Genomic DNA, 25,268 nt, shown 5'->3' with positions numbered 1-25,268 from the left:
AACGCTTCAATCGTATAGAATTGAAGCGTTTTTATTTTTCATCTTAATCATTATTACAATTAACATTTTTTTCATGTTTACATTTCTTGATTTTTGATAAATTTACAGAACTAGATAAAGGTTTGCCCAAAAAATCAATAACCGGACAAATCGACAATAATTAAAAGTTAAAACCCTGAACAATGATTGATCTTGAGAATAAAAATTTCCGATAGGACAGTTTGAAGCACCAGAGAATATCTGTGATATAACTTTGGATACCTATATCAAAGTGATTAAAGACTTTCCTGGTAGGCTTAAGAACCTCATTGAACATTTTACGGATGAACAGCTTGATACCCTTTACAGGGATGGGGGATGGACGGTTAGACAGCTCGTTAATCATCTTGCAGACAGCCATGTCAACAGTTTTATTCGTTTTAAACTAACACTTACTGAAGATACCCCAACGATTAAACCTTATGATGAAGCCAAATGGGCTGAGCTTCAGGATAGCATTCATATGCCTATAAAACCAGCTATGAGAATGATTAAAGGAACACACCAGCGTTGGACTACACTGCTGAAAAGTCTTACAAATAAACAATTTGAAAGAACTTTTCATCATCCTGAGCACAATAAGGATTATAATTTAAGGGATAGTCTTGCCTTATACGCCTGGCATTGTAATCATCATTTTGCCCATATTGAGAACCTGAAGAAAGAAAAAGGTTGGTAAAAAAGCACCTTAATAATTCAATATATTATCAGGAAATTATAGACAGAATTTCCGGATTATCTGCAAACAGCCAAAGAAAATGGGGAAAAATGGACGTTTGCCAGATGCTAACGCATTGTGATCTAGTTCTTCAGGTTGCCTTGCGAAAAATAGAACTTCCCCGTATTAATTTTATTTTTGAGGCTATTGGAACCATTACAAAATTGGAAATGTATGTTTTCAATAACGGAATTCCGAGAAACATGCCTACTTTTCAAAAACTAATCGTTAATTTTGATTGTGATTTTGATGAATCTAAAACCAATCTTCTGAAAACATTGGCTGAATTCCGGGAAGCTTGTACAAACAAAAAACTTCCGGAAAGCCACAGATTATTCGGAAATATGACTGAAAAAGATTGGGGATTTTTAGAATACAAACATCTTGATCATCATTTAAAACAATTTAATGTATGAGTTTTTTTGAAAAAATATTCGGCGGAAGTAATCAATCCTCTGACCAAAAACCTTTCTGGAAGAAAATAACATCTGAGGAAGACCTGGCAAAGGCCATTGAGGCTTCTTATCAGCATAGAATAGCGATATTCAAGCATTCAACGAGCTGTTTTATCAGCAAGACTGTATTGAGAAACTTTGAAAAGGAAGTGGAAGGCGCAGATAAAGAGGTAGAAGTATATTACCTTGACCTGTTGGCTCACCGCCCTCTTTCAAATAAAATTGCTGAGGATTTTGGGATAAGACATGAAAGTCCGCAGCTGATTGTTATAGAAAACGGAAAGCCCGTTAACAGTGCTTCGCACCAGGACATTTCTTTAAGCCAGATCGTATAATGAAGAATATTAATAATTATTTAGCCAAAGTTTTAAACGTTCCCCTTCAAAGTGTAAACACCTGCAGCCTGCATTATGAAGTAAAAAAGATTCCCAAAAACCAGTTTCTTCTTCAATATGGTGAAATATGCAGACATATATTCTTTGTAGAGAAAGGACTTTTGAAAATGTATTCCATTGATAAGAATGGAAAAGAGCATATTATACAGTTTGCTCCTGAAAGCTGGTTGATTTCCGACCGAAGCAGTCTTTATTTCAATGAAAAATCCAATTATTACATAGAAGCGGTAGAAGATTCCGAAGTGCTGTTTCTGCATCCTGATTTTTTCAATAAACTGGTAGAACAGTTTCCGAATAGTATTGAGCGTAGTGATTTTCTTCTTCAGAAACATATCAGAAGTCTTCAAAACAGGATCAATTCTTTATTAGGAGAGACCGCAGAAGAAAGATACATGAAGTTTATTAAAATGTATCCGGATTTGCTTCTCAGAGTTCCTCAATGGATGATTGCTTCATATCTTGGTATTACTCCTGAAAGTTTAAGCCGTGTAAGAAAAGAACTGGCAAGAAAAAACTTTGTTCCGGATAATAAATAAATAAATAAATAGAGGGCTGGAAGCTGGAAGACGGAGGCTGGAAGTTATATTGAGTATAAAATGACCTTAACAGCTATTGTTGTAGTATTTTCATTATAATTATCAATGAGAATATACTTAGATATCCTTCACGCTTCAATAACTTCCAGCTTCTCGCTTCCTTACTTTACATAAATTCTTTTGGCCATTTGTCCTACTTGTCTAAGTTTTGCCTGTGTATCTTCAGACCATGGAAGTCCAAAGCAAAGCCTCATACAGTTTTCAAACTGTTCTTGAAAAGTAAACATTCTTCCGGGGGCAATACTTATATTCTGCTTAATCGCAAGATCATAAAGTTCTGTTGTACGGATTTTCTTATCAAATTCTACCCATAATGATAACCCACCCTGTGGACGGCTGGTTTTAGTTCCTTCCGGAAAATATTCCGCGATGGTTTGTACATAATTCTGATAATTGCTTTGTAATGTTTTTCTAAGCTGCTGAAGATGTTTTTCATACCTTCCTGACTTTAGAAAATTAGCAACAGCTTCATTCACAATTGAAATAGAAGAGGTTGAATGTAAAAGTTTAAGTTTTAATATCTTATCTTTATATTTTCCAGGCGCAATCCAGCCTACACGATATCCGGGAGCCAGTGTTTTTGAAATAGAATTACAATACAGTACACTTCCGTCTTTATCAAAAGACTTGCAACACTTTGGGCGAACGGAACCAAAATAAAGATCTCCATATACATCATCTTCAATCAAAGGAATATTATTTTCTGAAAGGATTCGTACAATTTCTTTCTTATTCTCATCAGGCATACAGCTTCCCAGAGGTGAATTGAAATTAGGAATCAACAGGCATATATCGATCTTTGGAATTGATTTTTTGAGAGCATCAATCTCTATTCCGGTAGTAGGATGGGTAGGAAGTTCCAAGACTTTTAGTCCCAGTCCGTTGGCAAGCTGAAGAATTCCCGGATAACAAGGGCTTTCAATGGCAATGGTATCCCCGGGTTTTCCTAAAGCCATTAAACAGAAAGATAAGGCGTTCATACCTCCGTTTGTCGTAATTACATCATTTTCGTGAAGGTTTCCGCCCCATTGTAATGAACGAACCGCGATCATTCTTCTCAACTTAAGGTTTCCCTGCAGCTCTTCATATTCTGTTCCTCCTTCTTTGAGTTCTCTGATGGCATTTACAATCTCTTTTTTCAGTTTAGCCTGTGGAAGAAGGTCTCCGGATGGAATTCCAATTGAGAAAAAAGTAATATCTTTTTTTCCCATATTTTCATACACCTTACTGATCAGTTCATCAGGTTCATCATTATTGGCAATCAAAGAAGGACGGCTTACCTCAGGCAACGGAAGTTTTACAGATAGTAACTGGCTTACAAAATATCCGGACTGTGGCTTCGATTCTACAAGTGATTGTGATTCTAACTCAAGAAAAACACGCTTTGCAGTATTCATGCTCACCTGATGTTCACTACATAACATTCTTACGGAAGGCAGTTTATCTCCTGCTTTTAACACTCCATTTTTGATCTGGGTGGCAATACCGTCTGCTATTTCTGTATATAAAAATTCTTTACTCATTTTCTTAAACTGTGCTCATGCAAATATACAAAACTGATACTGTGTTTGTCGAATTATCCTTTTTAAATTTGCTATAATAATTAAAGCTTATCAAAATGATGACAGAAACAATATCTAAAGACCAGGCTCTAAATGGCTGGATCAACGGTTTCATAGGAGTATTGCTTTTTAGTGGTTCTATGCCTGCTACCAAACTTGCTGTTATGGAAATGAACCCCATATTTGCAACCATTGCACGTGCTGTAATTGCCGGAATTCTTGCTCTTTCAGTTCTATTAATATATAAAGAAAAACGACCTGCTAAAAATCAGTTATTTCCATTAGCTCTTGTTGCTATAGGCTGTGTTATAGGTTTCCCTTTACTTTCATCATTAGCATTGCAATATATTACCTCTGCTCATTCTATTGTATTTTTGGGAATGCTCCCTTTAGCTACAGCTATTTTTGGAGTATTTCGTGGGGGAGAAAGGCCACATCCTGTATTCTGGATATTTTCAGTGATTGGAAGTCTCTTAGTGATTGGCTATGCTTTTTCCCAGGGAATTTCTGCTTCTCCAATTGGTGATGTTCTGATGCTTGTGGCTATTATACTGTGTGGAATGGGATATGCAGAGGGAGCAAAACTTTCTAAAACATTAGGTGGATGGCAGGTGATCTCATGGGCTCTTGTTTTATCTTTACCGGTTATGCTTCCCCTATTTTTTGTCTATTTCCCATCCAATTTGGAAGCGATAAGCTTTAAAGGCTGGTTTGGGTTAGGGTATATTTCTTTGTTTAGTATGTTTATCGGATTTATTTTCTGGTATAAAGGATTAGCGCAGGGCGGAATTACCACTGTAGGACAACTTCAGCTGTTGCAACCGTTTTTCGGACTTGCTCTGGCAGCATACCTTCTTCACGAGCAGGTAAGTATGGGCATGTTAGGAATAACTGTTGGAGTCATTCTGTGTGTCGTAGGAACTAAAAAGTTTGCAAAATAGTCAAAAATCAAACTTCTCATAATAGATTTAAAAACCCGTTTTCATAAATAAGAAAACGGGTTTTATTGTCTTTATACGATTTAACATATTTTAATTTCGTTATATTAAAAAGTATTTAAATAAATAAGAAATATTTAGTAATAATATAAATGTTTTAAATATTAAATAATATTATTAACCTTATTTAACATTTTATCCAATATCAAAGGCTTAGTATTTGCATATGTTTACAGCTTTCCCAATAATTATTTTTTACTAAGGCTTAAGAAGAAGAAAAACAATATCTAAAAAAGAGTTATTATGGTTATTGACGAAAATATTTTACAATCAGCGGGAGCCGAAATAAGAGACTATAAACCTACAGAAAATATTTTCTGTGAGGGCGATACTCCTAATTATTATTATCAGATCATTTCAGGAGAAGTAAAGTTGAATAATTATAATGAAGAGGGAAAAGAATTTATTCAAAATTTTTTATCAAAAGGGCAGAGCTGTGGAGAATCTATTCTTTTTATAGAGAAGCCATACCCTATGAATGCAGAAGCCATTACTGATTGCAGTATTTTACGGCTTCATAAGTCTGCTTTTTTCAAATTGTTAAATCAGTCTCCCAAGTTATGTATGGAAGTAACTAGCTTTTTATCACAACGTCTTTATTATAAATTTGTTATGATGCTTAATATTTCCTCTCAAAACCCTTCAATCAGATTAAAAGGCTTGATGGACTATCTTAAAAGTTTTCAGGATGATGAAAGTCCATATTCTTTTATGATTCCATTGACCAGGCAGCAGATGGCCAGTCTTACAGGGCTTTGTGTAGAAACTGCCATAAGAACCATTAAACATATGGAAAGAGATAAGATCCTAAAAATTGAAAATCGTAAAATTTTGTATTAAAAAAAGAGTTATATTTTTTTATTAAAATTAGATGAAAATGAGAACAATAAGCTGTATGAATATTGATGAACATCTTCTTCGCTCGTTTGGAGGAGAAGTTAAAATGTATAAAAAACGGGAGATGATTTTTAAAGAAGGAGATCACGCACAATATTATTTTCAAATCATTAAAGGAAAAGTAAAGCTTAATAATTATAATGAAGACGGAAAAGAATTTATTCATAATATCTTGGGTAAAAATCAAAGCTTCGGAGATCCGCTTCTTTTTTTGGATCATAATTATCCTTATCCGATGAATGCAGTATGTCTGGAGGTTTCTGAAATTATAAGACTGCCTAAAGGTAATTTTATAGAAATGATTAAGAAACATCCGGATCTTTCCCTGGAAATGAATGCCTGCTTTTCTCAACAGGTTTATTATAAATTGATCATGATGCAAAGTTTATCTGCTCAAAATCCAATACTGCGTCTGAAAGGACTGCTAAATTATCTTAAAAGCTATCATGATGGCGATTGCTCTCAATGCTTTACGGTAGAATTTACAAGGCAACAGCTTGCCAATCTTACGGGATTACGTGTAGAAACAGTAATTCGTACCTTAAAAAAGATGGAGAAGGAAGGTTCTGTGAGTTTTAAAGATCGAAAAATTTTATATTAATCTTAAAATATGATTCAACTCATAAGAAAGTGAGTTATTTGAGTGTATATTTAACCTGTCAACCCTACAGTATTAAATAAAGAATAAAAGTATGCTTTGGCTTTTGGTTAATTTGAAATTATAAATTTTTGCTAGTCGATTTTATAAAAGACAAATAGAGAAAGCTTATGTTGACCATTGTAAACTATCCGAATAACGGATGATCAATTAATTTTCTTCAAAATAAAATGTTATGGAATTTCAACAAAACCTTCTTGAGTATATAAGCCAGTCTCTGATAACAACAGGTGAAACAATTTCAGTTGCCGAAAGTGTTACCTCAGGATGCTTACAACTGGCTTTTTCACAGATGCCCAATGCTTCTTTATTTTATAAAGGAGGAATAACCACCTATGCTTTACCTGAAAAAGTAAGATTATTAAAGGTAAATATACATGAAGCAGAGGAGTATGACAGTGTTTCAGAGAATATTGCAGAAACCATGGCATTACATGTAGCTCATCTTTTTGAATCTGACTGGTCTATTTCCACAACAGGCTATTGTACCCCAATCCGTAATTCTTCCTATAAAATATTTGCTTATTTTTCATTTTCATATAAAGGAGAAATTGTTCTTACCAAAAAATTGGAATTGCACCCCAAAACTCAAGCTTTAAATGCTCAACTTTATTATACAGAATTTATTTTAGGATGTTTTAAAAGCGAGCTGAACCAGTTTTTAATCTTAAAATAGCAATCATTCTTTAATTTTTATACACTTTAGGTTTTGCTTTCATCACGGCAAAATACGACGAAGTAAATGCGGATAAACTCTGGTAACCAACTTTGTAAGCAACTTCGCTCAAAGTATACTGCTTCATATCGATAAGCTCAATACTTTTTAAGATTCTGGTCAGCTGTAAATACTTTTGGAGTGTAATTCCTGTTTCATTTTTAAAATTCCGTTGAAGGCTGCGTACAGACATCTGTGCTTTAGCAGCTAAAGAATCAATATCCAGATTATATTTAAAATTGGAATTGATATCATTGCAGACAGGAATTAGTCTTATATCTTTAGGAATAGGAATCTCCAGGCCATTACTCTCTTTACAGAAGTTGGGAAGACTCTTCAGAATCGCTTTAAAGAAAATATCCTGTTCTTCATTCTCATCCAGAGACTGATTCCATTTTGAAGCGTAAAGGAGCATTTCTTTTAAAACTGAAGGGACGGCAAATACATGAACATTCTGATAAAAGTCTTCCTCGAATACTGATTTAAATAAAAATACCATCAGATTAACTGTTTTCGCTTCAGAGGTAATTTTATGTGCTTTTCCGGAAGGAATCCAAATGACATGATGCTGGGGGACAAGATAAGTTTTCTGATCAATATGAAAATACTGATAACCGTCTTCCACAAAAGTAAGTTGAGCCCGGTTATGAACATGCTCATAATCATCATGCTTCCAGTCTTTTTCACACCATACATAGGCTTCTTTTTCAATGGAGTCTACAAATTGGCTTTGTGTTTTTTCTATCAGTCCACATTTCATATTGTCGTTTTAAATATATTTTTTGGCAAATTTAATAAAAACGCCAATATTAATTTTGTACTATTAATTTATATCCTGTTCAGAATGAAAAAAATATGTTCTTTTTTTATTTTAATTTTACTATTTAACACCACACAGATTATGGCACAGAATAAAGTTAAAATACTGGTTCTTATCCATTCAGATAATGGAGGAACTTATGAACTGGCCAAGGAAATTGCTAAAGGCATTGAGAGTGAAAACAATGCTACTTCTTATATTAAATTAGTTAAATCATCGCAAAATCCTAACCTTAAAAACCTGCCTGTTGCGACAGTAGATGAACTTACGAATTATGATGGGATTGCTTTCGGGTCTCCTGTTTACTTCGGAAATATTAGTACAGGGATGAGTGAATTTTTATCTAAAACGGTTCAACTTTGGACGAATCATGGTTTAGAAGGAGTTCCTGCAACGGTTTTCATGTCTGCAGGAAGTGGCGCAGGAAAAGAATTGGCTCTTCAGGCTTTCTGGAATAGCCTTGCCGTACATGGGATGATTCTGGTATCTAATGGTATTCGCGGAACTGAAGAACTTAACAAAGCGATTCCGCAGGGCAATACTGTACTGGGAATTACCACTATGGCTTCTCTAAAGGATGTTGAACGTCCCACAAAAGGGGAAAGATCTTTGGCTGAACTTCAGGGAAGAAATTTTGCTAAAGTATCATTAGCATTGAAAGATACCCGTCCGAAAAAAACAGTTTCCGTCGTTGAAAATCGCCAGAATTTTAATGAAATTTTAAAACAAAAGAATATTGTCCTTCCGCAAGTCCCTAAACCAGCCGGAAATTATCAGCCTTTTGTACGTTCCGGAAATCTTGTTTTCATTAATCAGGTTGCTTTAAAGGATGGGAAAATATTTAATCCCGGAAAATTAGGAGTAGATGTTAATGAGCAACAGGTAAAGGATGCTACCAAAGTGACCATGCTGAATGTTTTATCTGTACTTAATGAAGCTGTAGGTGGTGATCTGGGGAAAGTGAAACAATGTGTGCAGCTTACTGGGATTTTCAATACAAAAGATGATTATACCCAACATGCAGCTCTGATGAATATAGCTTCTGATCTTACCGCTGAGGTTTTTGGAGATAAAGGAAAACATGCAAGAGCAACATTTGGAGCTTCTTCTATTCCGGTAAATTCTTCGGTTGAAATTCAGGCTGTTTTTGAAGTGGAGTAGTTATTTTGCCACAGATCTCACGGACTTCACATACTATGTGGATAATTAGCAGATAAATTATAGCGCAAACAGATTATGTTGCGCTATTTTTTTTGTCTCGCAGATCTTGCTGATTTAGCAGATTCTTCTCAACAGGTTATTGCTGATAGGGAGCAGTAAGATCTGCGTTATTTGCGGAATCTGCGAGAACTTTATTCGGAAAGTTGATGAAAAACTGCAGCAATGATTTGTATGCTTTGTTCCAGTTGTTCTTCTGAGACTGAACCATAGCTTAGCCTAAAACCGTTGACATGTTTCCGACTGTATTGCTTTGGGTGAATGATCTTAATGTTTTTCTCCAATAATGCTAAGGCTACCTTATCCCAATCTAATGTCACTTTTGGAACAATCCAAAAAGCTAACCCTCCTTCAGGTAAGGTAAAATGAGCAATTTCTTTCATGTATTGATTCAAAAGGTTGTAGACAAAATCTCTTTTGTTTTTATAATGAGCTGTCGCTTTTCTGATATGTTTTTTCACCGCTCCTTCTTTAATAAGCTGCAACACGGCCTGTTCCATGATAACGTCACCATGTACATCAATAATCTTTCTTAAACTGCCGATCTTTTGTAACAAATCCTGATTTTTAGTGGCCAAATATCCAATTCTTAATGCTGGCGCAACCACTTTACTCAGTGTTCCGATGTATACATAATTGTTAAGCTCCGGAAAGCTGGAAATGGGCAGAATAGGACGGTAACCAAATGAAATTCATTATCATAATCATCTTCAATAATGGTTATATCATGTTGATTCGCAAGCTCAATCAATCTTAACCGTCTTGATAAGCTTAAGGTAACCATCGTTGGATACTGCCTGTGAGGAGTAATGTAAATCGCTTTGATATTTGTATGTTCAGATAAAAGTACTTCAATAGCCTGTATATTGATTCCTTCTTCATCCACAGCAACAGGGAGAAGCTGAGCTCCAGCATATTCAAAAGCCTGCCATGCTGGTTGGTAGCCGGGATCTTCAACAATAATGCAATCTCCTGAGGTTAAAAGACTCTGAGCTGTTAAAAACATAGCCATCTGACTTCCTCTTGTAATGGAAATTTCATTTTCATGGATCTGCATGCCTCTTTGGTGGTTTAGCATCTGAGAAATCATTTTTCGGAATTCTATATCTCCATGCTCATCACCATATCCCATCATTTGCCACTTTGCTTTTATCCCGAAAATTTGTCGGTAGGCTCTTGCCAGCTCATTAACAGGAGCTATTTTACTGTCTGGATGGCCATCATCAAAATTAATCAGAGTACCGCGAGTCATCACGGGGAGATTCAAAGTATCTGACATCTTATCCGTTCTGTTTTTGTGCAAAGTAGGAAGCTGATCCGATACGAAAATCCCTTTTCTTTCCTTAGAAATTACCCATTCTTCGTTAAGAAGTACCTGATAAGCTTCTACTACCGTATTTCTATTGATTTTCAGCATAGCTGCCAGGTTTCGGCTTCCGGGAAGGGCATCACCAGGCTTTAATCTCCCTGAACGGACATCTGTAATAATAGTATCTGCTATTTGTAAATACACTGCCTTATCAAGCTTTTTGTCAATTTCGAATTCTAATTTCCAAGGTCTTAGCATCTGGACTATCTATTTATATAAAAACTGAATCATTTAAACAGTCCAAATATAAAATAATTTTGTCATGCAATTAAGCACAGAACTATTAAATTTTAGAAATCATGGACAAAACACAGTTCAGTTCAAAAGACTTTCACGAAACGTATGCAAGACCAAAGTATGTAAGACCAAGCCATTTGCTTCATAAAAATGTAGAAAATGCGGGTGAGCACAATCAATTCTCAACAGAGAGAAAGCATCCGGTTTTCTTTGTAGATCTTCCCAGCAAGAATGTAAGCATGACGATTGGCGGATTGCTGCCAGGCCAACAAACCAATAAACACCGTCATACCTACGAAACAGTCTTATTCGTCATTGAAGGAAAAGGATGGACAGAAGTAGAAGGAGAAAAAGTGCATTGGGAAGCCGGAGATGCTGTTTATATTCCATCATGGGCATGGCATAAACACCAAAATCTAAGTGATACGGAATCCGCTAAATATATCGCCTGTGAAAATGCTCCTCAGTTACAGAATTTAGGGGTTGCCTTGAGAGAAGAAGAGGGTAGAGACCTTTAATACTAATAATGTAAACCATTAAGAGACCATTTCTGACGATTTATTGATCATGGATATGATTGTTTTTTCAAAGTGAAATTGTACTTCAATTTAAATCGCACTTAATGGTTTACAATTTTGCTGAAAATTATTATAAATTTTTAAACCAACAAAACATGAAAAATGTACCATTTAAAGGAATTATATCCTATCCCATAACCCCTTTTGATGAGAATGAAAAAGTAGACATTCCTCTTTTCAAACATTTGGTAGAGAGGCTGATCACTTCTGGAAGCCACGGTATTGCTCCTTTGGGAAGTACAGGGGTAATGCCTTATCTGTCTGATGAAGAAAAAGAAGAGGTTACTGAAGCTACATTACAACAAGTAAAAGGAAGAATCCCAACTCTTGTAGGGGTTTCCAATCTTACCACAGAGAAAACGATTCATCATGCCCAATTTGCAGAGAAAGCAGGAGCAGATGCTGTGATGATCATTCCTATGAGCTATTGGAAGCTTACCGATGACGAAATTGTGGCCCATTATGATGCTGTAGCACGTAAAATTTCCATTCCGATTATGGCTTACAATAATCCGGCAACGAGTGGAGTAGATATGTCACCATCTCTCTTGAAAAGGCTGCTTGAAATTCCTAATGTAACCATGATTAAAGAAAGTACAGGAGATATTCAGAGAATGCATTATCTGAGAAGAGAATTGGGAGAAGAGGTAGCTTTTTATAATGGTTCAAACCCTTTGGCTTTGGCTGCATTTTCTGCCGGAGCAAGGGGCTGGTGTACCGCAGCTCCCAATCTTATTCCTGAACTTACAATCAGTCTTTACAATGCAGTTGAAGAAGGGAATTTAGAGAAAGCAAAAACTATCTTCTATCAGCAGTTTGATCTTTTAAAATTCATTGTCAACAAAGGATTACCAAGAGCCGTGAAATCAGGTCTGAATATTCTGGGCGAAGATGGCGGAAATCTGAGAAGTCCTTTAAAACCTTTGCATGAAAAAGAAACTGAAGAATTAAAAAATATTATTCAAACCCTTATTAATTAATACCATCTTATGAAAAAATCCATTTTTTATCATGCAGGATGTCCTGTATGCATCAGTGCAGAACATGATATCGTCAGCCTTATAGGGTTGGAAAATGTTGAAATCATCCATCTGGGTAATGAAAAAAGTAAAATTAAAGACGCAGAAGAAGCAGGTGTAAAATCTGTCCCTGCTTTAGTAACCCCTAACGGTAACGTTCTTCATATTAACTTTGGAGCATCTATAGAAGATGTGAAAAATTAGTACTATAAATTTTGTATCAACGGCTCAATTTCTTGAGCCGTTTTTTTAATTTTTAAATGATAGCATTTCCTTCTACACCGTCAGCATTATTAGTTTTATGGCCGGTTATTGCTGATGCAACAAAGCTAAAGAGACTCACTAGTTTTCCCGCTTTGGTATCCCAGTAATAAGTTTCTTTTGGTTCTACACGGATAATTGTAACATTGGGATCATCTTTTCCATCGAACCATGCTTTTGCAAGGGGAGACCATTTTTCTTCTATAGTGGCTTTATCTTTATAGACAGAAGCTTTTCCATATACTGAAAGATATTGAGCCTCTTTATTATTCATAAAAAACAACTGTACTCTTCGGTCTTCTTTTATTTCAAAATTCTTGTTGCTGGTTCCACTACTGATAAACCAAAGGTTTCCGCTATCGTCAGTTTCCTGTAAAGTCATCGGTCTTGAATTGACCGGAACGGTTTCCAATTCTGTACAGAACATACATATTTTGGCATTTTCAGATAATTCTTTGATCTTTTTGATCGCTTCCAGGTGGGTAAGGTTTTGTGTTGACATATTATTATATTTTAAGTGGTTGGTTGAATAGTAAAAAATTCTACAGAAATAGAATGAATTGTAATAAAATATTCAAATACCTGACCAAATAGGCGGAAAACGTGGTACCTCCGTTAAGTTTTTATGTAATTTGTTGGAAAACGCAAAGGCGCAAGTCTTTTTCCTGCATGATGCTTAGTAAGGCGCAAGGATTTCATCAGAGATGAAATTGAATGCTGTTTTGAACCATTAAGATTTTTAAGAGAATAAGAATAATGAAAAACTACTGAAACTATTTATTAAAGTCTACACTTATTTTAATCACCACGGATGCACAAATGATTTTTTATTCGTGCATCCGTGGCCAATAAGAAACAGATGAAAAACTGTGAAAATCTGAGGTATCTGTGGGGAAAAATTCCGTACATTTGAATATGCAGATTTCACCACCTAAACATCTGACACCTTTTATCCGGCATTATATCTTTTTGGAAAACAATACAGAAGAGATCAAGAATGTCAGATTATTTACTGATGGCAGTACCGGATTGATTTTATCTGCAAGTATGAGTTTACATTCTCATGTTTCTGAGGCAAATATGCCAACTTCTTTTTTTTATGGGACTTTGAATAGTTATAAAGACTTTTATACAAAGGGAAGGTTTTCCTTTATAGCAGTGGTTTTTCAGCCTTACTTTTTAAATATTCTTCTGAAAACTTCTGCGAAAGAGGCTAAAAATCAGATTATTTCTGCTGAAGATATCTTAAAAGAGAAGCTTACTCCATTCCAGGACAAACTTTTTTACCAATCAGATCCGCATACCATAATTAAAGATTTGAATATTTTCTTCACTCAGTTTCTTTCTGAAGAAATTGGTTCTGATTATCAATTCATAGCAGCGGTTCAGCAATATATTCTTCAAAATAAAGGAACGGTACTTTCAAGAGACCTGGAAAAGTTTACGGGATATTCTGAAAGGCATCTGGAAAGGAAGTTTGAAAACTATATGGGTATTTCTCCTAAAAAATATAGCAATATCATCCGTCTTCATTACTTTTTAAGCCTTATTAATAAAGGGATCATGGAGGATAATATGACTCTACTTTCTTATCATGCAGGGTTTTCCGATCAATCGCATCTGATCAGGGAATTCAAAAAAAATGTAGGGCTTACTCCTGGACAATATGCAAAAACAGAAAATAAAATGGCCGTTAACTTTATTGAACTGTAATTTTCATGTCGGTTTTATACAATTTTTCTTTAGCAGGCTGTCATAGATTTGCTGAAAAAAACAATGAATATTAAAATTTCAACCGCACAATTTGAAAACAAAAGTGGAGATAAAGAGTATAATCTCTCTGTAATAGAAAAGCTTGCTCAGCAGGCTTCTTCACAAGGCTCTGATGTTATCGCTTTTCACGAATGCTCCATTACAGGATATACTTTTGCCCGAAATCTGTCTAAGGATCAACTTCTGGACATTGCAGAACGTATTCCCGAGGGCGAAAGTATTAAAAGACTACAAAACATTGCAAAACAACATGATATTGTAATTTTGGCTGGCCTTTTTGAAAAAGATGAAAATAATAATCTATTCAAAGCTTATGTATGTGTAGATCACACGGGTTTAAAAGCTAAATACAGAAAACTGCATCCTTTTATCAACCCTCATCTTCTGCCTGGTAATGAATACTGTGTATTTGAAATTCTGGGATGGAAATGTGGAATTCTGATCTGCTATGACAACAATATTATTGAAAATGTGAGAGCAACCAAACTTCTGGGTGCTGATATTATTTTCATGCCTCATGTTACTATGTGTACGCCTTCAACAAGACCTGGAGCTGGTTTTGTAGATTCTCAACTATGGGAAAAAAGGGTAGAAGATCCTACTTCTTTACGCCTGGAATTTAATGGAATGAAAGGTAGAGACTGGCTGATGAAATGGCTTCCGGCAAGGGCTTATGATAATGGTGCTTATATTGTTTTTGCAAATCCCATCGGAATGGATGATGATCAGCTTAAAAATGGATGCTCTATGATTATTGATCCTTTCGGAGATATTATTGCAGAATGCCATTCGTTTGAAGATCGTTTTGAATCAGCTGTTATTACTCCAGAGAAGCTTACTCAGGCTGGCGGATACCGATATCTAAAAGCAAGAAGACCGGAACTTTACCGTGAGATTATAGGCCAGGAACATTCGTCTGTACAGAAAGTGGTGTGGTTGAATGAGGAAGACAATTAGCCTATAATTATACGTTGATAATTTATATACTAGCAGGACAATTATTAAAAATATAAAGGCAGATTATTGATCTGCCCTTTTATTTTTTAATTTGACGCAAAGTTTTATGATTATGCTGCTTTATTTTTAAGGAAGCAACAAGTTGATTTGACTAAGCTAATGATATAACTTTACTATCTTGGTCTGTCTGGTTTTGTTGGATCAATGGTCTCGTCTGGATTGTCACCTTGAATGGGTGGTGTAGGTTTAGAAGTGGATGATTCTATTTTAGTGGAATCTATTTTTAGCTCTTGTCTACTTAAATTCGCATCAATTTTCATGGCGGTATCTTTCGGAGTAACATTTTCATCTCGTTCAGAAGAGCATGAGCTAAGTGTAAATAGGAGAGCCGTACTTGCCGCTAAAATAACTAGTTTTTTCATGGTAATTTTTTTACATTAAGGGCTAAAAATACGACTTAACAGGTAATATTTTACTATATATTTCAAATTTTTATGAATTTCTGATTTTTTAGATTAATAAAGAGGTGCCTGTGTAAGCAAAAAAGAAATCACAAAAATTCTGTATAGTTATTTATTTTCTCCATGTAAATCCAATGCTTACTATCATATTCTATAATAGTCTAATTTTCATTCTCATAATTGTTGCGAAATTTTCAACGTTAAAAAAGTATTTATTCTTGATTATTTTTCCCCGAATATGACTCTTTCCTCTAAGTACTAAAAAAGGTTTTGGAGCTGGTGTTGTAAATTAAACCTCATAAATCTCAGCGTCTGTAAATATAAAAAACTTACTTTTTACGGGGAGGTTTTTAGTATCCAATCCTGTAAACTCACTAAAAGCGGGTAACAATAATTGATCGTCACTTAAAGCAAAACAGGGAAGCCTGATCCTTTTCACGGCAGAATTTAATACAATACCGGGATGAATATGTCCGGTAATCTGAAAACCGCCTTTAGCCTTATCAAAATCATGAATGAAAGTAAATTCTCCTATTTCCAATATAGAAGCTTTAAAATCCAGACAAAGTTTTTTCTCTAACGTTTCTGAAATTCGGTCATGATTGCCTTCGATGAGATAAAATTGTAAACTGGGATATTGATTCCTCCATTTACAAAATTCGTCCACATCAGAATTGTCGCCAGCATGGAGTAAGTCACCAACTACAATAAATTTTTCTGGCTGAAAATATTCAATTAATGCAGATAGTCTTTCCAGATCACTTTTCATAATATGGTTGGCCAGTGCAATCCCATTCTTACGAAAGTGAGCTGTTTTTCCAACATGAAGATCAGAAAGGATTAAAGCCTTTTCCTTTTTCAGAAATAGGGCACGCTGATTGGTCAACGTAAAAGCTTCATTTTGAATGGTAATTTCTTTAGTCGCTATAAACACAAGTAAGAATTCAATATGTTGATTTTAAAATTTAAGGTACTGTATATAAGATTTTTTATTCCATTTTGTTGGCATTATTCTTCTCTTCGGCTTACATGAAAGTGCTCATCAAAAATATAAATAATAGGGATTCCTGTTGCAATTTCTCTTTCCAGAATTTCTTCCGGAGATAAGTGTTCCAGATACATAATGAGAGCACGGAGGCTATTTCCATGGGCAACAATCAATACATTCTCACCTTTCTTCAACAAGGGAGCTATTTCTTTTTCAAAATAAGGAATCACTCTGTTATAAGTATCTTTAAGGCTTTCTCCCCCCGGTGGAACCACATCATAAGACCTGCGCCAGGTATGAACTTGCTCCTCACCGTATTTCAATGCCGTTTCTGCTTTATTAAGTCCTTCAAGATTTCCATAGGAGCGTTCATTCAAAGCTTTATCCATAACAATAGGGATATTGGGGTTTCCTATTTCATCAAGTATAATAGAAAGGGTATGTTTCGCTCTGATCAAGACGGAAGTAAAGGCGATGTCTATTTTTTCTTTTTTTAAGGCAATTCCCGCATTTTTTGCTTCTTCAATTCCTGCATCTGTAATATCAATATCTTGCCATCCTGTAAACCTGTTTTCCAAATTCCAGAGTGACTGTCCATGACGGACTAAAAATAGTTTTGCCATTATTTGAATGTTATTTATTCTTCAAAGAAGATGATCTAAGTTACGAACTTGTTAAAAATTTTTCGCTATAAAAAAGTAATATTTTTTATGATTATAATGAAAATCATTTATAGCTTTCATTATAATTTTATCTCTCATAGAATCATTTTATTTCTGTCAATTATATTCAAAGTTCAGCATTCTTTTGATTCTTGCATCCAATCCCTCACTGGAGAGGGTCTGTCTAAGACTGTCTACCTTGATTGGGAAACTTAAAGGAGTAAAGGAATGTGAATGTTTAAGAATAATTTTAGATTTTTCAATTCTTTTAAAAGCTTCCACCAGGCGTTGTTCCTGAAGCTGCATATTGAAAACCTCGGTATAGGCCTGTCTGATTAAAAAGTGATTGGGATCATAGTCTTCCAATACTTTAAAAATAAGTCCTGCTGAACTTTGCAATGCTTTATTGGAACGTTGCTGTCCTGCATAATTCTGAATCACCATACCGGAGATCACAGCAATATCCCTAAATTTTCTTCTTGCCATTTCAGCAGAATTGATACTGGCAATCACATCATTCATCAGGTTATCTCTGGTTAAAATTTGATGAAGGTTATCATCATTCAATGGGATTTCTTTATCACTGAACAATTCAAATCCGTAGTCATTCATTGCCATGGAAAAGGAAATTGGCGCTAGCTTAGAAATGCGATAGGCAACTAAGGCGGCCATCACTTCATGAACCAAACGACCTTCAAAAGGGTACATAAACAGATGGTATCCTTCTCTGTTTTTAATCATTTCTACCAGAAATTCATCTTCTTTGGGAATATGAGAGTTTTCTTCCTGATTGACTAACAATGGATGCAGAAACTTAAGTTCTTTTTCTGAAGCTTTCGGATTTAAAGCATGTGAAAGTTTTTCTCTTAAAAAATGTCCCAAATTAGAACTTAAAGGAAGTCTTCCGCCAAGATAGCTCGGCACTAAAGCTTTTCCTTTTGCAGACCGTACATAAACAGTCATATCTTTAATCATAGCGACTTCAAGGATTCGGCCTGCAAGAATAAATTTCTCTTCTTTTTTCAATTTGGAAATAAAATATTCTTCAATCATCCCTATATAGCCACCGGAAATAAACTTGACTTTAAGCATCGCATCACTTACGATCACTCCCATATTCATTCGGTGAAGCATCGCAATTTTCCGGGAAGTTACTTTGTGCAGACCATCATCCATAATTACAATTTTATGGAACTCTTCATAGCTTTTTAAAACGCTGCCACCAATGGTAAGAAATTCAAGGATACTTTTCCACTCTTCATCCATGATTTCACGGAAGGCATATACTTTCTTAATTCTTTCGTAAGTTTCATCGGGATAAAAGCCGTTACCAACAGCTAAAGTCATTAGAAACTGAACCAAAACATCAAAACACAAGACCTGTGGTTCTCTGGGTTCTACCACTTTTTGTTTTACCGCTTCTTTGAGAGCAGCAACTTCTATTAATTCTAGAGAATGTGTAGGAACGCAATAAATCTTAGACGTTTCAAAAGGGGAGTGTCCACTACGGCCGGCTCTTTGAAGAAATCTTGCAACGCCTTTTGCAGAACCAATCTGAATAACTGTATCAACCGGTTTGAAGTCTATTCCAAGATCTAGCGATGATGTGGACACAACGGCTTTCAGTTTTCCGGAGCTTAGATTTTCTTCAATCCAGATCCTTAAATGGGCATCAATGGAGCTGTGATGGATTGCAATCTGGCCTGCAAAATCAGGGTAAGCATCTAAGAGTAACTGATACCACATCTCACTTTGGCTTCTTGTATTGGTAAAGACAATTGTAGATTTTGAATCAAGAATAATAGGAACTACTTTATCTGCGAGCTTATGTCCAAGATGTCCTGCCCAGGGTAGTATTTCAATTTCATTTGGGATGACCGGAATAATATCAATCTTTTTGTGTTCTTTGGCTGTAATTTTAGTTTTTTTGATGTCATAAGGAATCAAAACATCCAAAGCCTCATCCAGATTTCCTATGGTTGCGGTAATTCCCCAAATTTGTAATCTTGGAACGTATTTTCTGAGTTGTGAGATTCCCAATTCTACCATGACCCCACGTTTTGATCCTAATAATTCATGCCATTCATCCACCACCGCACATTTCATATCCCGGAAAAAAGTTTCATGATTTTTCTGAGCCAGAAGAAGATGAAGGCTTTCAGGAGTTACCACAAGAATTTCGGGCATCTTTTTTACCTGTTGTTGTCTTACTTTAGGATCTGTATCGCCATTTCTTACGCCAACCACCCAATCTAGTCCAATTTCATCCATGGCTTCCTGCATCGCTTTAGCAATATCTTTAGACAAAGACCGAAGTGGGGTAATCCAGATCATTTTTAATCCTTTTTTATAGTTTTCAGGATGGTTTAAAAAATCTGATATCAATGCTAAAAAAACAGAAAAAGTCTTTCCAAATCCTGTAGGAGCGACTACCATACCGCTATATCCGCTTCCAAATTTCCGCCATGTATCGGTCTGAAACTTAAAAGGCGAAATGCCTTTATCCTTCATCCATTGCTGAATGAGGGTAAATCCGTGAGTATGTTCAAAGGCAGTCATATTATTGTATTAATTTTTTGATTTCTTCCAGATTGTCAATCTCATCTACCGTTTTATCTTTCCGCCATCTTACAATTCTTGGAAACCGAAGGGCAACACCACTTTTATGACGATTACTAAAACCAATGCCTTCAAAAGCAATTTCAAAGACAAGTTCTGCTTTTACTGTTCGTACAGGGCCAAATTTTTCAATAGCGTTTTTGGTTACAAACTTACTGACCTCCATAATTTCCTTATCCGTTAGCCCCGAATACGCTTTAGCAATGGTTACCAATTTGTTTTCATTCTTTACTGCAAAAGTATAATCGGTATAGTAAGCACTTCGTCTGCCACTTCCTTTTTGGGCATAAATGAGAACAGCATCAATGGTAAAAGGATTTATTTTCCATTTCCACCAATCGCCTTTTTTTCGTCCGGCATGGTAAGGTGAGCTTTTTTGTTTTAACATCAGTCCCTCACTGTTCACCTTTCTGGAATTTTCCCGAATTTCGTTCAGTTCTTCCCATTTTTTAAAATCTATACTTTGGGAAAGTCTTATATTTTCTGGATTTTCATTTAATAATAACTCCTCCAGCATTGCTCTTCTTCCTGAAATAGGTTTATCTCTTAGGTCATAGCCTTCAAGTTCCAATAAGTCATACGCAAATACTTCAATTGGAATTTCTGAGAGCATTTTTTTTGTTAAAGTTTTTCTGTTTAATCTTTTTTGTAATTCGTTAAAATTTAGTACCCTACCTTCTTTTACCGCAAGTATTTCTCCATCTAAAACAAAGTTCCCTTTCATCGCTTTTACAGCTTCTGTAATCTCAGGAAATTGCTCAGTAACAAGCTCTTCACCTCTTGACCAAATAAATACTTCATCATTTCTCCGGATAATTTGCCCACGGATGCCATCCCATTTATATTCAACAAGCCATTCATCAGGTTTTCCAAGATTTTCAAGATCTTTTTCTAAAGGATAAGCTAAACAAAACGGATAAGGTTTGGAATTATCCGGATTGATATTTTCTGCTGAAATTAATTCTTTGAAGGAAACTTCATCCGGCAGCCATTTTCCCATAAGACTATGTGTCAGTGTACTGGATTCCTCACCGGAGAATTTGGTAAGAGCATTAATCAATGTCTTATCTGATACTCCGATTCTAAAACTACCGCCTATTAATTTGTTGAAAATCAAACGTTCCGTATAATCCAGACCATTCCAGGAATGAAGTACAAATTCTTTCTTTTCTGTTTCTTTTTTATCTTTTAAATTAACAATATCATTCATCCATTGAGAGAGGCTTTGTTCAATCTTTTCTTCTGGGGGTGGAAGAATCAACGAAAGTGTTTCTCCAAGATCTCCAACAGAAGAATAGCTTTCCTGAAAAAGCCATAAGGGAAGCCCTGTAATTTCCAATGCCCATTCCTTCATCAGATTGGTATTAACATTTCTTTTAGGCCTTTTTCCTGTGAACAAAGCTATAAACCATACTTTATCTTCATCCGGAGCACGTTCCAGATAATCAATAATCGCATCGATTTTAGCATTGGTTTTATTGGTCGTTTCCAAAGCGTTGATAAGATCTGCAAAATGCCTCATAATTCCTGATTTTTGATATTTTCTTCTTCCGATACTTCTTCATCTTCACCAAATAAGGTTTCTATAACGTCTGCTTTAATACCAAGCTCATTGAGATATTTTGAAAAAATCTCTGTTTGTCCATGAGTAACATGTACAAATTCAGCTTCAGTTGCTTTTACCGTTTGCAGTAGGCCTTTCCAGTCTGCATGATCACTCATGGCAAATCCTGCATCTGCACTCCGCCATCTTCTCGCCCCACGAACCTGCATCCAACCTGAACATATTGCTGTAGCCGGATCAGGAATCTTTTTAATAACATTACTATCCAGCAAAGCAGGAGGAACAATCACAATTTCGTGTTCCATCTCTTTCGGGTGTTCCCTGAAATCCCCAATTGTATATTCTGGAAGATCAATTCCAACCGCTTCAAAGGCTTGATTAAGTTTCCCGATAGAGTAGTGAACATATATTTTGCCAAGCCCTTCCATAGCTTTCATAATGCGCTGAGCTTTGCCTAAAGAATATCCTATAAAGACAGATGTCTTCCTGTTTTCCTGATTCTTTAGCACCCAATTCTGAAGTCTTTTATTTAAATCATCCACTTCCAGCCAATTGTAAATAGGCAATCCAAAGGTACTTTCCGTAACAAATTCATGGCATCTTACCAATTCAAAAGGTGTACTGAGCCCATCATTCTGAACTTTATAATCCCCCGAGACAACGGTAACAAATCCTTTATATTCCAATCTTATTTGAGCAGAACCAATGATATGGCCTGCGGGATGAAGTGAAACGGTTACTCCATTGATATTGATCTTTTCACCATATTCTACACTCTGACATTCTATATCAGCTCCAATTCTTTGGTATAAAATAGGTTTGGTAAAATGATGACAAAGGTATTTCTTCATTCCCCAGCGGGCATGATCGGCATGCCCATGAGTGATGACAGCCATATCTACAGGCCTCCAGGGATCTATATAGAATTTCCCTTGCGGACAATAAATCCCTTTTTTTGTGAATGTTATTAATTTCAATGGTGTGACTGGTTTGGGTAAAATGCTTCAAAAACTTAACCAAATTACAATAAAGTGTTGATTTTTTGTAGTTGATGAGGGATAAATTATATTGTTCTGAGTTTTTGTAGTTGGAAATCGCAAAGGCGCAATTATTTTTCTTGGATGACGGGATAAGGCGCGAGGATTTTATCTGCGATAAAATTGTATGCTGTTTTGTTTACCGATAAACGGGCTACAGCCTATTTCTATTGATTTTTTTTTTAATATTTACGAGGTCTAATTCGTAAAAGATAGATGAAAAAAGCTGCTTCGGTTGAGAAACAGCTTGTGTTATTATTTTGTATTCAATACTTCATTCACATAATCAATCCATTGATGATCCGGAATGGTTTTGTCTATAAAGTAATCCGGTTGAATTCCTTTTTCATCAATGGCCATATCCGGAATACGGAAACTTTTTGAAAGGCTATACCCTAACTTAATTTCGTTACAGGGAGAATTAACAAAGTACATATTTGAAATGTCCAATACTCCGGCAGTTGTTGTTCCAAAAAGCTTTACTTTCTTGCTTTGTTTTGCTGCCAGTAGAAACTCTTCAGCGGTACTTCCATTTCCTTTATTGATAATAATTCCCACATTTTTAGGATAAGGATATATGGTATCAAATTTAGTGATCCCTACAGGGCCATCTTGTAATGTTACAAACTGTCCTAGTTTTGCATTTAATATGTCATACGATTTCTTTAGGAATTCTCTGTCTTCCTGAGAGATTCCATATTTTTCGTAATTTTCATAAAGAAACAGCATTCTCTGATTATTCAATTTGGTAGAATAAAATTGTGTTCTTATTCCTCTGATAGGATTCGTATAAAGATAGGGAAGGATTTCCCCAAAGCTGCTATCACTTCCGCCACCATTATTCCGAATATCAATAATTAGGTTTTCTGTACTTTCAATTTTAGATCTGTTAGCTGTAATCAAGCTGTCTATTCCTTTTTTCAAAGCGCCATCAAAAGAAGGGATTCGCAAAAGAAGTGTCGTATTATTTACAACCTTTAAGAAAGGTTTTTGTGTCTGAATCGTTTCATAATAGGTTTCAATTCCTTCTTCGCGTTCAAATTTTGGCAAGACTCTTTTTAAAGTAAAATCTCCAAGCTCCAGATGATTTTTTCCTATAAAATGTACACTTTTGAACTCCTGACTGGTTTTATTTCTTAAGTAAAAAACTCCTTTTGTTTTATCAGCATTGATCGTGAGTTTTAATTCTTCAGGTTTCCAGTTTTCTGCTCCTGATCTAATAATGAAACCTTTGTAAACATCTCCAAATTTTTTGATCCCTATGGTATAAGGGTCAGATTCCCAGATTCCTTCAAGGTCAGATTCTTTGTTAGACTGTATTTCTTTTTTAAATTTTTCAAGGTTTACTTTTACCCGTTCAGATTGTATATTCTCACCAGACTCTACTTTAACTCCCTGATTATTATTTCCAATTTTTGAAACTGAAAAATGACCGGATCTGAAAAATTTCAGCCAATCATAAATTGTCTGATTACATTCTGTTTCAGACTTTATATTTCGTATTTTTTGAAGAAATTCATTATTATGAGCTTGATAGGCAACAGCCCCTTTTTTATCAATAGCATATTGAAATCCTGCATCATTTTCCTCGAATGTTTTTTTTACCCATTGATAATTGCTTTCACAACTGCAATTCTGGGCAAAACCCCATGTGGAAGAGGTTGCAAAAATTAAAATGAGAACTTTAATTTTAATCATAGAATTAGTTTTTACTTTAAAAAGTTTCGAAAGATAATAAAAATAGCCTTAATGAGCCTTATATACTTATTGTACTTCATCAACAACTGAACTTATCAGCAATACAACAATGAACTAATCACCAATATCAGCCTGCTGAAAATCTTTGAAATTTGTATCATCATTAAAAATAAATACAATGAGTAAAACAATTCTAATTACAGGAGCAGCAAGTGGATTCGGAAAGATTGCCGCATTTGATCTTGCTAAAAAAGGACATCAGGTAATCGCTACTACCCAGGTTTATCCTCAAATGAGTGATTTAATTCGTGAGGCGAAAGAGCAGGGAGTAGATTTGACCGTTGATAAAATGGATGTCACCAATCCCAGAGACCTGGCTTATATCCACCAAAAGTATGATATTGATATCCTGGTGAGCAATGCAGGAATAATGGAAGGCGGGCCTATTGCAGAACAGCCTGTTGATCTGATTCGATCAATGTTTGATGTGAATGTATTCGGCGGACTTGAGTTAGCACAAGGATTCATCAAAAAGTTTATCAGTCAGAAGAAACCAGGAAAGATTGTATTTACAACTTCCATGGGCGAACTATGGACGGTTCCTTATGTTGCCGCTTATTGTGCTTCAAAACATGCTATGGGATCTATTGCTGAAGGACTAAGAACAGAGCTGGCTCCTTTTGATATTAAAATAGCAACCTGTAATCCGGGGATATTCGGTACAGGTTTCAATGATCGTGGAGTAGATTCTATTTTCCGTTGGTATGATCCTGAAAATAATTTTACCCCTTTGTCTGCATTTGATGGAGCTGCAGATTCATTGGCCCATCAGCTTGATCCTCAATCTATGGCGGATTGCATTGTAAAGGTAGTTCTGGACGACAATTCTAATTTCAGAAATGTACACCCAAAGGAAACGGAAGATTTTGTAAAACAATTACAGGCAGAAGCCTGGACTGCAAAAAGCTAATCAT

The 25,268-nt window shown here is 35.5% G+C and carries 25 protein-coding genes and 1 pseudogene; 15 read left to right on the top strand and 11 right to left on the bottom strand.

Annotated elements, in window-relative coordinates; genetic code table 11:
• Positions 1-253: 253 nt before the first annotated feature.
• The 4 genes from QWZ06_RS13515 to QWZ06_RS13500 are packed head-to-tail and all read left to right on the top strand — an operon-like array spanning position 254 to position 2,143.
• Complete coding sequence (locus tag QWZ06_RS13515; RefSeq protein ID WP_290298716.1) at positions 254-718, top strand: YfiT family bacillithiol transferase; 465 nt, start codon at positions 254-256, stop codon at positions 716-718.
• Positions 712-1,173, top strand: a complete 462-nt coding sequence (locus QWZ06_RS13510) for a DUF1569 domain-containing protein (protein WP_290298714.1) — start codon at positions 712-714, stop codon at positions 1,171-1,173. Before QWZ06_RS13515 ends, QWZ06_RS13510 begins: the two co-directional genes overlap by 7 nt.
• Positions 1,170-1,547, top strand: coding sequence for a bacillithiol system redox-active protein YtxJ (ytxJ, locus tag QWZ06_RS13505; protein WP_290298713.1), 378 nt, complete (start codon positions 1,170-1,172; stop codon positions 1,545-1,547). Before QWZ06_RS13510 ends, ytxJ begins: the two co-directional genes overlap by 4 nt.
• The gene (locus QWZ06_RS13500) at positions 1,547-2,143 is read left to right on the top strand and encodes a Crp/Fnr family transcriptional regulator (protein WP_066693650.1); all 597 of its coding nucleotides are present in this window, start codon (positions 1,547-1,549) and stop codon (positions 2,141-2,143) included. The genes ytxJ and QWZ06_RS13500 overlap by 1 nt, the downstream gene beginning before the upstream one ends.
• Before the next feature lie 161 nt (positions 2,144-2,304).
• Here the strand turns inward: QWZ06_RS13500 and QWZ06_RS13495 are convergent, their stop codons facing one another.
• Positions 2,305-3,726: an aminotransferase-like domain-containing protein gene (locus QWZ06_RS13495; protein ID WP_290298709.1), complete on the bottom strand. Its 1,422-nt coding sequence runs from the start codon at positions 3,724-3,726 to the stop codon at positions 2,305-2,307.
• 95 nt (positions 3,727-3,821) lie between these two features.
• Here QWZ06_RS13495 and QWZ06_RS13490 point away from each other — a divergent pair, with 95 nt between their 5' ends.
• The 4 genes from QWZ06_RS13490 (at position 3,822) to QWZ06_RS13475 (ending at position 6,994) form a co-directional block, all read left to right on the top strand.
• Positions 3,822-4,706 (top strand): DMT family transporter, encoded by an 885-nt coding sequence (locus QWZ06_RS13490; RefSeq protein ID WP_290298707.1) that lies wholly within the window; start codon positions 3,822-3,824, stop codon positions 4,704-4,706.
• Positions 4,707-5,006: 300 nt separating this feature from the next.
• A complete protein-coding gene (locus tag QWZ06_RS13485; RefSeq protein ID WP_290298706.1) occupies positions 5,007-5,603 on the top strand; it encodes a Crp/Fnr family transcriptional regulator in 597 nt (198 codons plus the stop codon).
• 37 nt (positions 5,604-5,640) lie between these two features.
• Positions 5,641-6,261, top strand: a complete 621-nt coding sequence (locus tag QWZ06_RS13480) for a Crp/Fnr family transcriptional regulator (RefSeq protein ID WP_290298705.1) — start codon at positions 5,641-5,643, stop codon at positions 6,259-6,261.
• Between the two features lie 232 nt (positions 6,262-6,493).
• The gene (locus tag QWZ06_RS13475; protein ID WP_290298704.1) at positions 6,494-6,994 is read left to right on the top strand and encodes a CinA family protein; all 501 of its coding nucleotides are present in this window, start codon (positions 6,494-6,496) and stop codon (positions 6,992-6,994) included.
• 10 nt (positions 6,995-7,004) lie between these two features.
• On the opposite strand, the gene QWZ06_RS13470 is transcribed toward QWZ06_RS13475, so the two are convergent.
• On the bottom strand, positions 7,005-7,793 hold the full coding sequence (locus QWZ06_RS13470; protein WP_290298703.1) for an AraC family transcriptional regulator: 789 nt from the start codon (positions 7,791-7,793) through the stop codon (positions 7,005-7,007).
• A 141-nt stretch (positions 7,794-7,934) separates the two neighbouring features.
• Between QWZ06_RS13470 and QWZ06_RS13465 the strand changes: the two genes are divergently transcribed.
• On the top strand, positions 7,935-9,014 hold the full coding sequence (locus tag QWZ06_RS13465) for an Atu1372/SO_1960 family protein (protein ID WP_290298702.1): 1,080 nt from the start codon (positions 7,935-7,937) through the stop codon (positions 9,012-9,014).
• 191 nt (positions 9,015-9,205) lie between these two features.
• Here the strand turns inward: QWZ06_RS13465 and pdxR are convergent.
• Positions 9,206-10,638 (bottom strand): annotated as a pseudogene (gene pdxR, locus QWZ06_RS13460) (MocR-like pyridoxine biosynthesis transcription factor PdxR).
• 101 nt (positions 10,639-10,739) lie between these two features.
• On the opposite strand from pdxR, the gene QWZ06_RS13455 reads away from it, so the two are divergent.
• The 3 genes from QWZ06_RS13455 (at position 10,740) to QWZ06_RS13445 (ending at position 12,478) form a co-directional block, all read left to right on the top strand.
• Positions 10,740-11,195 (top strand): cupin domain-containing protein, encoded by a 456-nt coding sequence (locus tag QWZ06_RS13455; RefSeq protein WP_290298701.1) that lies wholly within the window; start codon positions 10,740-10,742, stop codon positions 11,193-11,195.
• 155 nt (positions 11,196-11,350) lie between these two features.
• Positions 11,351-12,235 carry a dihydrodipicolinate synthase family protein gene (locus QWZ06_RS13450; protein ID WP_290298699.1) on the top strand — a complete coding sequence of 295 codons (885 nt, stop codon included), beginning with the start codon at positions 11,351-11,353 and terminating at the stop codon, positions 12,233-12,235.
• 9 nt (positions 12,236-12,244) lie between these two features.
• Entirely contained in the window at positions 12,245-12,478 is a 234-nt protein-coding gene (locus tag QWZ06_RS13445) for a thioredoxin family protein (protein ID WP_290298698.1), read from the top strand.
• 52 nt (positions 12,479-12,530) lie between these two features.
• On the opposite strand, the gene QWZ06_RS13440 is transcribed toward QWZ06_RS13445, so the two are convergent.
• The gene (locus QWZ06_RS13440) at positions 12,531-13,037 is read right to left on the bottom strand and encodes a pyridoxamine 5'-phosphate oxidase family protein (protein WP_290298695.1); all 507 of its coding nucleotides are present in this window, start codon (positions 13,035-13,037) and stop codon (positions 12,531-12,533) included.
• A 386-nt stretch (positions 13,038-13,423) separates the two neighbouring features.
• Here QWZ06_RS13440 and QWZ06_RS13435 point away from each other — a divergent pair, with 386 nt between their 5' ends.
• Positions 13,424-14,248, top strand: a complete 825-nt coding sequence (locus QWZ06_RS13435; protein WP_290298693.1) for a helix-turn-helix domain-containing protein — start codon at positions 13,424-13,426, stop codon at positions 14,246-14,248.
• Between the two features lie 63 nt (positions 14,249-14,311).
• On the top strand, positions 14,312-15,265 hold the full coding sequence (locus QWZ06_RS13430) for a nitrilase family protein (RefSeq protein WP_290298692.1): 954 nt from the start codon (positions 14,312-14,314) through the stop codon (positions 15,263-15,265).
• Positions 15,266-15,438: 173 nt separating this feature from the next.
• Here the strand turns inward: QWZ06_RS13430 and QWZ06_RS13425 are convergent, their stop codons facing one another.
• From QWZ06_RS13425 to QWZ06_RS13395, 7 genes are all read right to left on the bottom strand, one after another.
• The gene (locus QWZ06_RS13425; RefSeq protein WP_290298691.1) at positions 15,439-15,687 is read right to left on the bottom strand and encodes a hypothetical protein; all 249 of its coding nucleotides are present in this window, start codon (positions 15,685-15,687) and stop codon (positions 15,439-15,441) included.
• Between the two features lie 328 nt (positions 15,688-16,015).
• Complete coding sequence (gene pdeM, locus QWZ06_RS13420; protein ID WP_290298690.1) at positions 16,016-16,660, bottom strand: ligase-associated DNA damage response endonuclease PdeM; 645 nt, start codon at positions 16,658-16,660, stop codon at positions 16,016-16,018.
• Positions 16,661-16,734: 74 nt separating this feature from the next.
• On the bottom strand, positions 16,735-17,337 hold the full coding sequence (locus QWZ06_RS13415) for a 2,3-bisphosphoglycerate-dependent phosphoglycerate mutase (protein ID WP_290298688.1): 603 nt from the start codon (positions 17,335-17,337) through the stop codon (positions 16,735-16,737).
• Positions 17,338-17,493: 156 nt separating this feature from the next.
• Positions 17,494-19,935 carry a ligase-associated DNA damage response DEXH box helicase gene (locus QWZ06_RS13410; protein WP_290298687.1) on the bottom strand — a complete coding sequence of 814 codons (2,442 nt, stop codon included), beginning with the start codon at positions 19,933-19,935 and terminating at the stop codon, positions 17,494-17,496.
• 1 nt (position 19,936) lies between these two features.
• Positions 19,937-21,517 (bottom strand): ATP-dependent DNA ligase, encoded by a 1,581-nt coding sequence (locus QWZ06_RS13405; RefSeq protein WP_290298685.1) that lies wholly within the window; start codon positions 21,515-21,517, stop codon positions 19,937-19,939.
• Positions 21,514-22,536, bottom strand: coding sequence for a ligase-associated DNA damage response exonuclease (locus QWZ06_RS13400; protein WP_290298683.1), 1,023 nt, complete (start codon positions 22,534-22,536; stop codon positions 21,514-21,516). The genes QWZ06_RS13405 and QWZ06_RS13400 overlap by 4 nt, the downstream gene beginning before the upstream one ends.
• A 315-nt stretch (positions 22,537-22,851) precedes the next feature.
• Positions 22,852-24,294 (bottom strand): S41 family peptidase, encoded by a 1,443-nt coding sequence (locus QWZ06_RS13395; protein ID WP_290298681.1) that lies wholly within the window; start codon positions 24,292-24,294, stop codon positions 22,852-22,854.
• Positions 24,295-24,472: 178 nt separating this feature from the next.
• Here QWZ06_RS13395 and QWZ06_RS13390 point away from each other — a divergent pair, with 178 nt between their 5' ends.
• Positions 24,473-25,264: an SDR family oxidoreductase gene (locus QWZ06_RS13390; RefSeq protein WP_290298680.1), complete on the top strand. Its 792-nt coding sequence runs from the start codon at positions 24,473-24,475 to the stop codon at positions 25,262-25,264.
• Positions 25,265-25,268: the final 4 nt, after the last annotated feature.

The organism is Chryseobacterium tructae (assembly GCF_030409875.1).
In the GTDB taxonomy this organism is placed as follows: domain Bacteria; phylum Bacteroidota; class Bacteroidia; order Flavobacteriales; family Weeksellaceae; genus Chryseobacterium; species Chryseobacterium tructae.
The sequence above is the reverse complement of the archived record's forward strand: the minus strand, read 5'-3'. Positions and strand labels throughout refer to the sequence as shown.

Coding starts and splice junctions, on each gene's coding strand:
- QWZ06_RS13415 (WP_290298688.1), bottom strand. CDS start 17,337: ATGGCAAAACTATTTTTAGTCCGTCATGGACAGTCACTCTGGAATTTG.
- QWZ06_RS13430 (WP_290298692.1), top strand. CDS start 14,312: ATGAATATTAAAATTTCAACCGCACAATTTGAAAACAAAAGTGGAGAT.
- QWZ06_RS13440 (WP_290298695.1), bottom strand. CDS start 13,037: ATGTCAACACAAAACCTTACCCACCTGGAAGCGATCAAAAAGATCAAA.
- QWZ06_RS13395 (WP_290298681.1), bottom strand. CDS start 24,294: ATGATTAAAATTAAAGTTCTCATTTTAATTTTTGCAACCTCTTCCACA.
- QWZ06_RS13490 (WP_290298707.1), top strand. CDS start 3,822: ATGATGACAGAAACAATATCTAAAGACCAGGCTCTAAATGGCTGGATC.
- QWZ06_RS13475 (WP_290298704.1), top strand. CDS start 6,494: ATGGAATTTCAACAAAACCTTCTTGAGTATATAAGCCAGTCTCTGATA.
- QWZ06_RS13480 (WP_290298705.1), top strand. CDS start 5,641: ATGAGAACAATAAGCTGTATGAATATTGATGAACATCTTCTTCGCTCG.
- QWZ06_RS13470 (WP_290298703.1), bottom strand. CDS start 7,793: ATGAAATGTGGACTGATAGAAAAAACACAAAGCCAATTTGTAGACTCC.
- QWZ06_RS13405 (WP_290298685.1), bottom strand. CDS start 21,517: ATGAGGCATTTTGCAGATCTTATCAACGCTTTGGAAACGACCAATAAA.
- QWZ06_RS13495 (WP_290298709.1), bottom strand. CDS start 3,726: ATGAGTAAAGAATTTTTATATACAGAAATAGCAGACGGTATTGCCACC.
- QWZ06_RS13465 (WP_290298702.1), top strand. CDS start 7,935: ATGGCACAGAATAAAGTTAAAATACTGGTTCTTATCCATTCAGATAAT.
- QWZ06_RS13410 (WP_290298687.1), bottom strand. CDS start 19,935: ATGACTGCCTTTGAACATACTCACGGATTTACCCTCATTCAGCAATGG.
- QWZ06_RS13425 (WP_290298691.1), bottom strand. CDS start 15,687: ATGAAAAAACTAGTTATTTTAGCGGCAAGTACGGCTCTCCTATTTACA.
- ytxJ (WP_290298713.1), top strand. CDS start 1,170: ATGAGTTTTTTTGAAAAAATATTCGGCGGAAGTAATCAATCCTCTGAC.
- QWZ06_RS13445 (WP_290298698.1), top strand. CDS start 12,245: ATGAAAAAATCCATTTTTTATCATGCAGGATGTCCTGTATGCATCAGT.
- QWZ06_RS13485 (WP_290298706.1), top strand. CDS start 5,007: ATGGTTATTGACGAAAATATTTTACAATCAGCGGGAGCCGAAATAAGA.
- QWZ06_RS13455 (WP_290298701.1), top strand. CDS start 10,740: ATGGACAAAACACAGTTCAGTTCAAAAGACTTTCACGAAACGTATGCA.
- QWZ06_RS13450 (WP_290298699.1), top strand. CDS start 11,351: ATGAAAAATGTACCATTTAAAGGAATTATATCCTATCCCATAACCCCT.
- QWZ06_RS13390 (WP_290298680.1), top strand. CDS start 24,473: ATGAGTAAAACAATTCTAATTACAGGAGCAGCAAGTGGATTCGGAAAG.
- QWZ06_RS13500 (WP_066693650.1), top strand. CDS start 1,547: ATGAAGAATATTAATAATTATTTAGCCAAAGTTTTAAACGTTCCCCTT.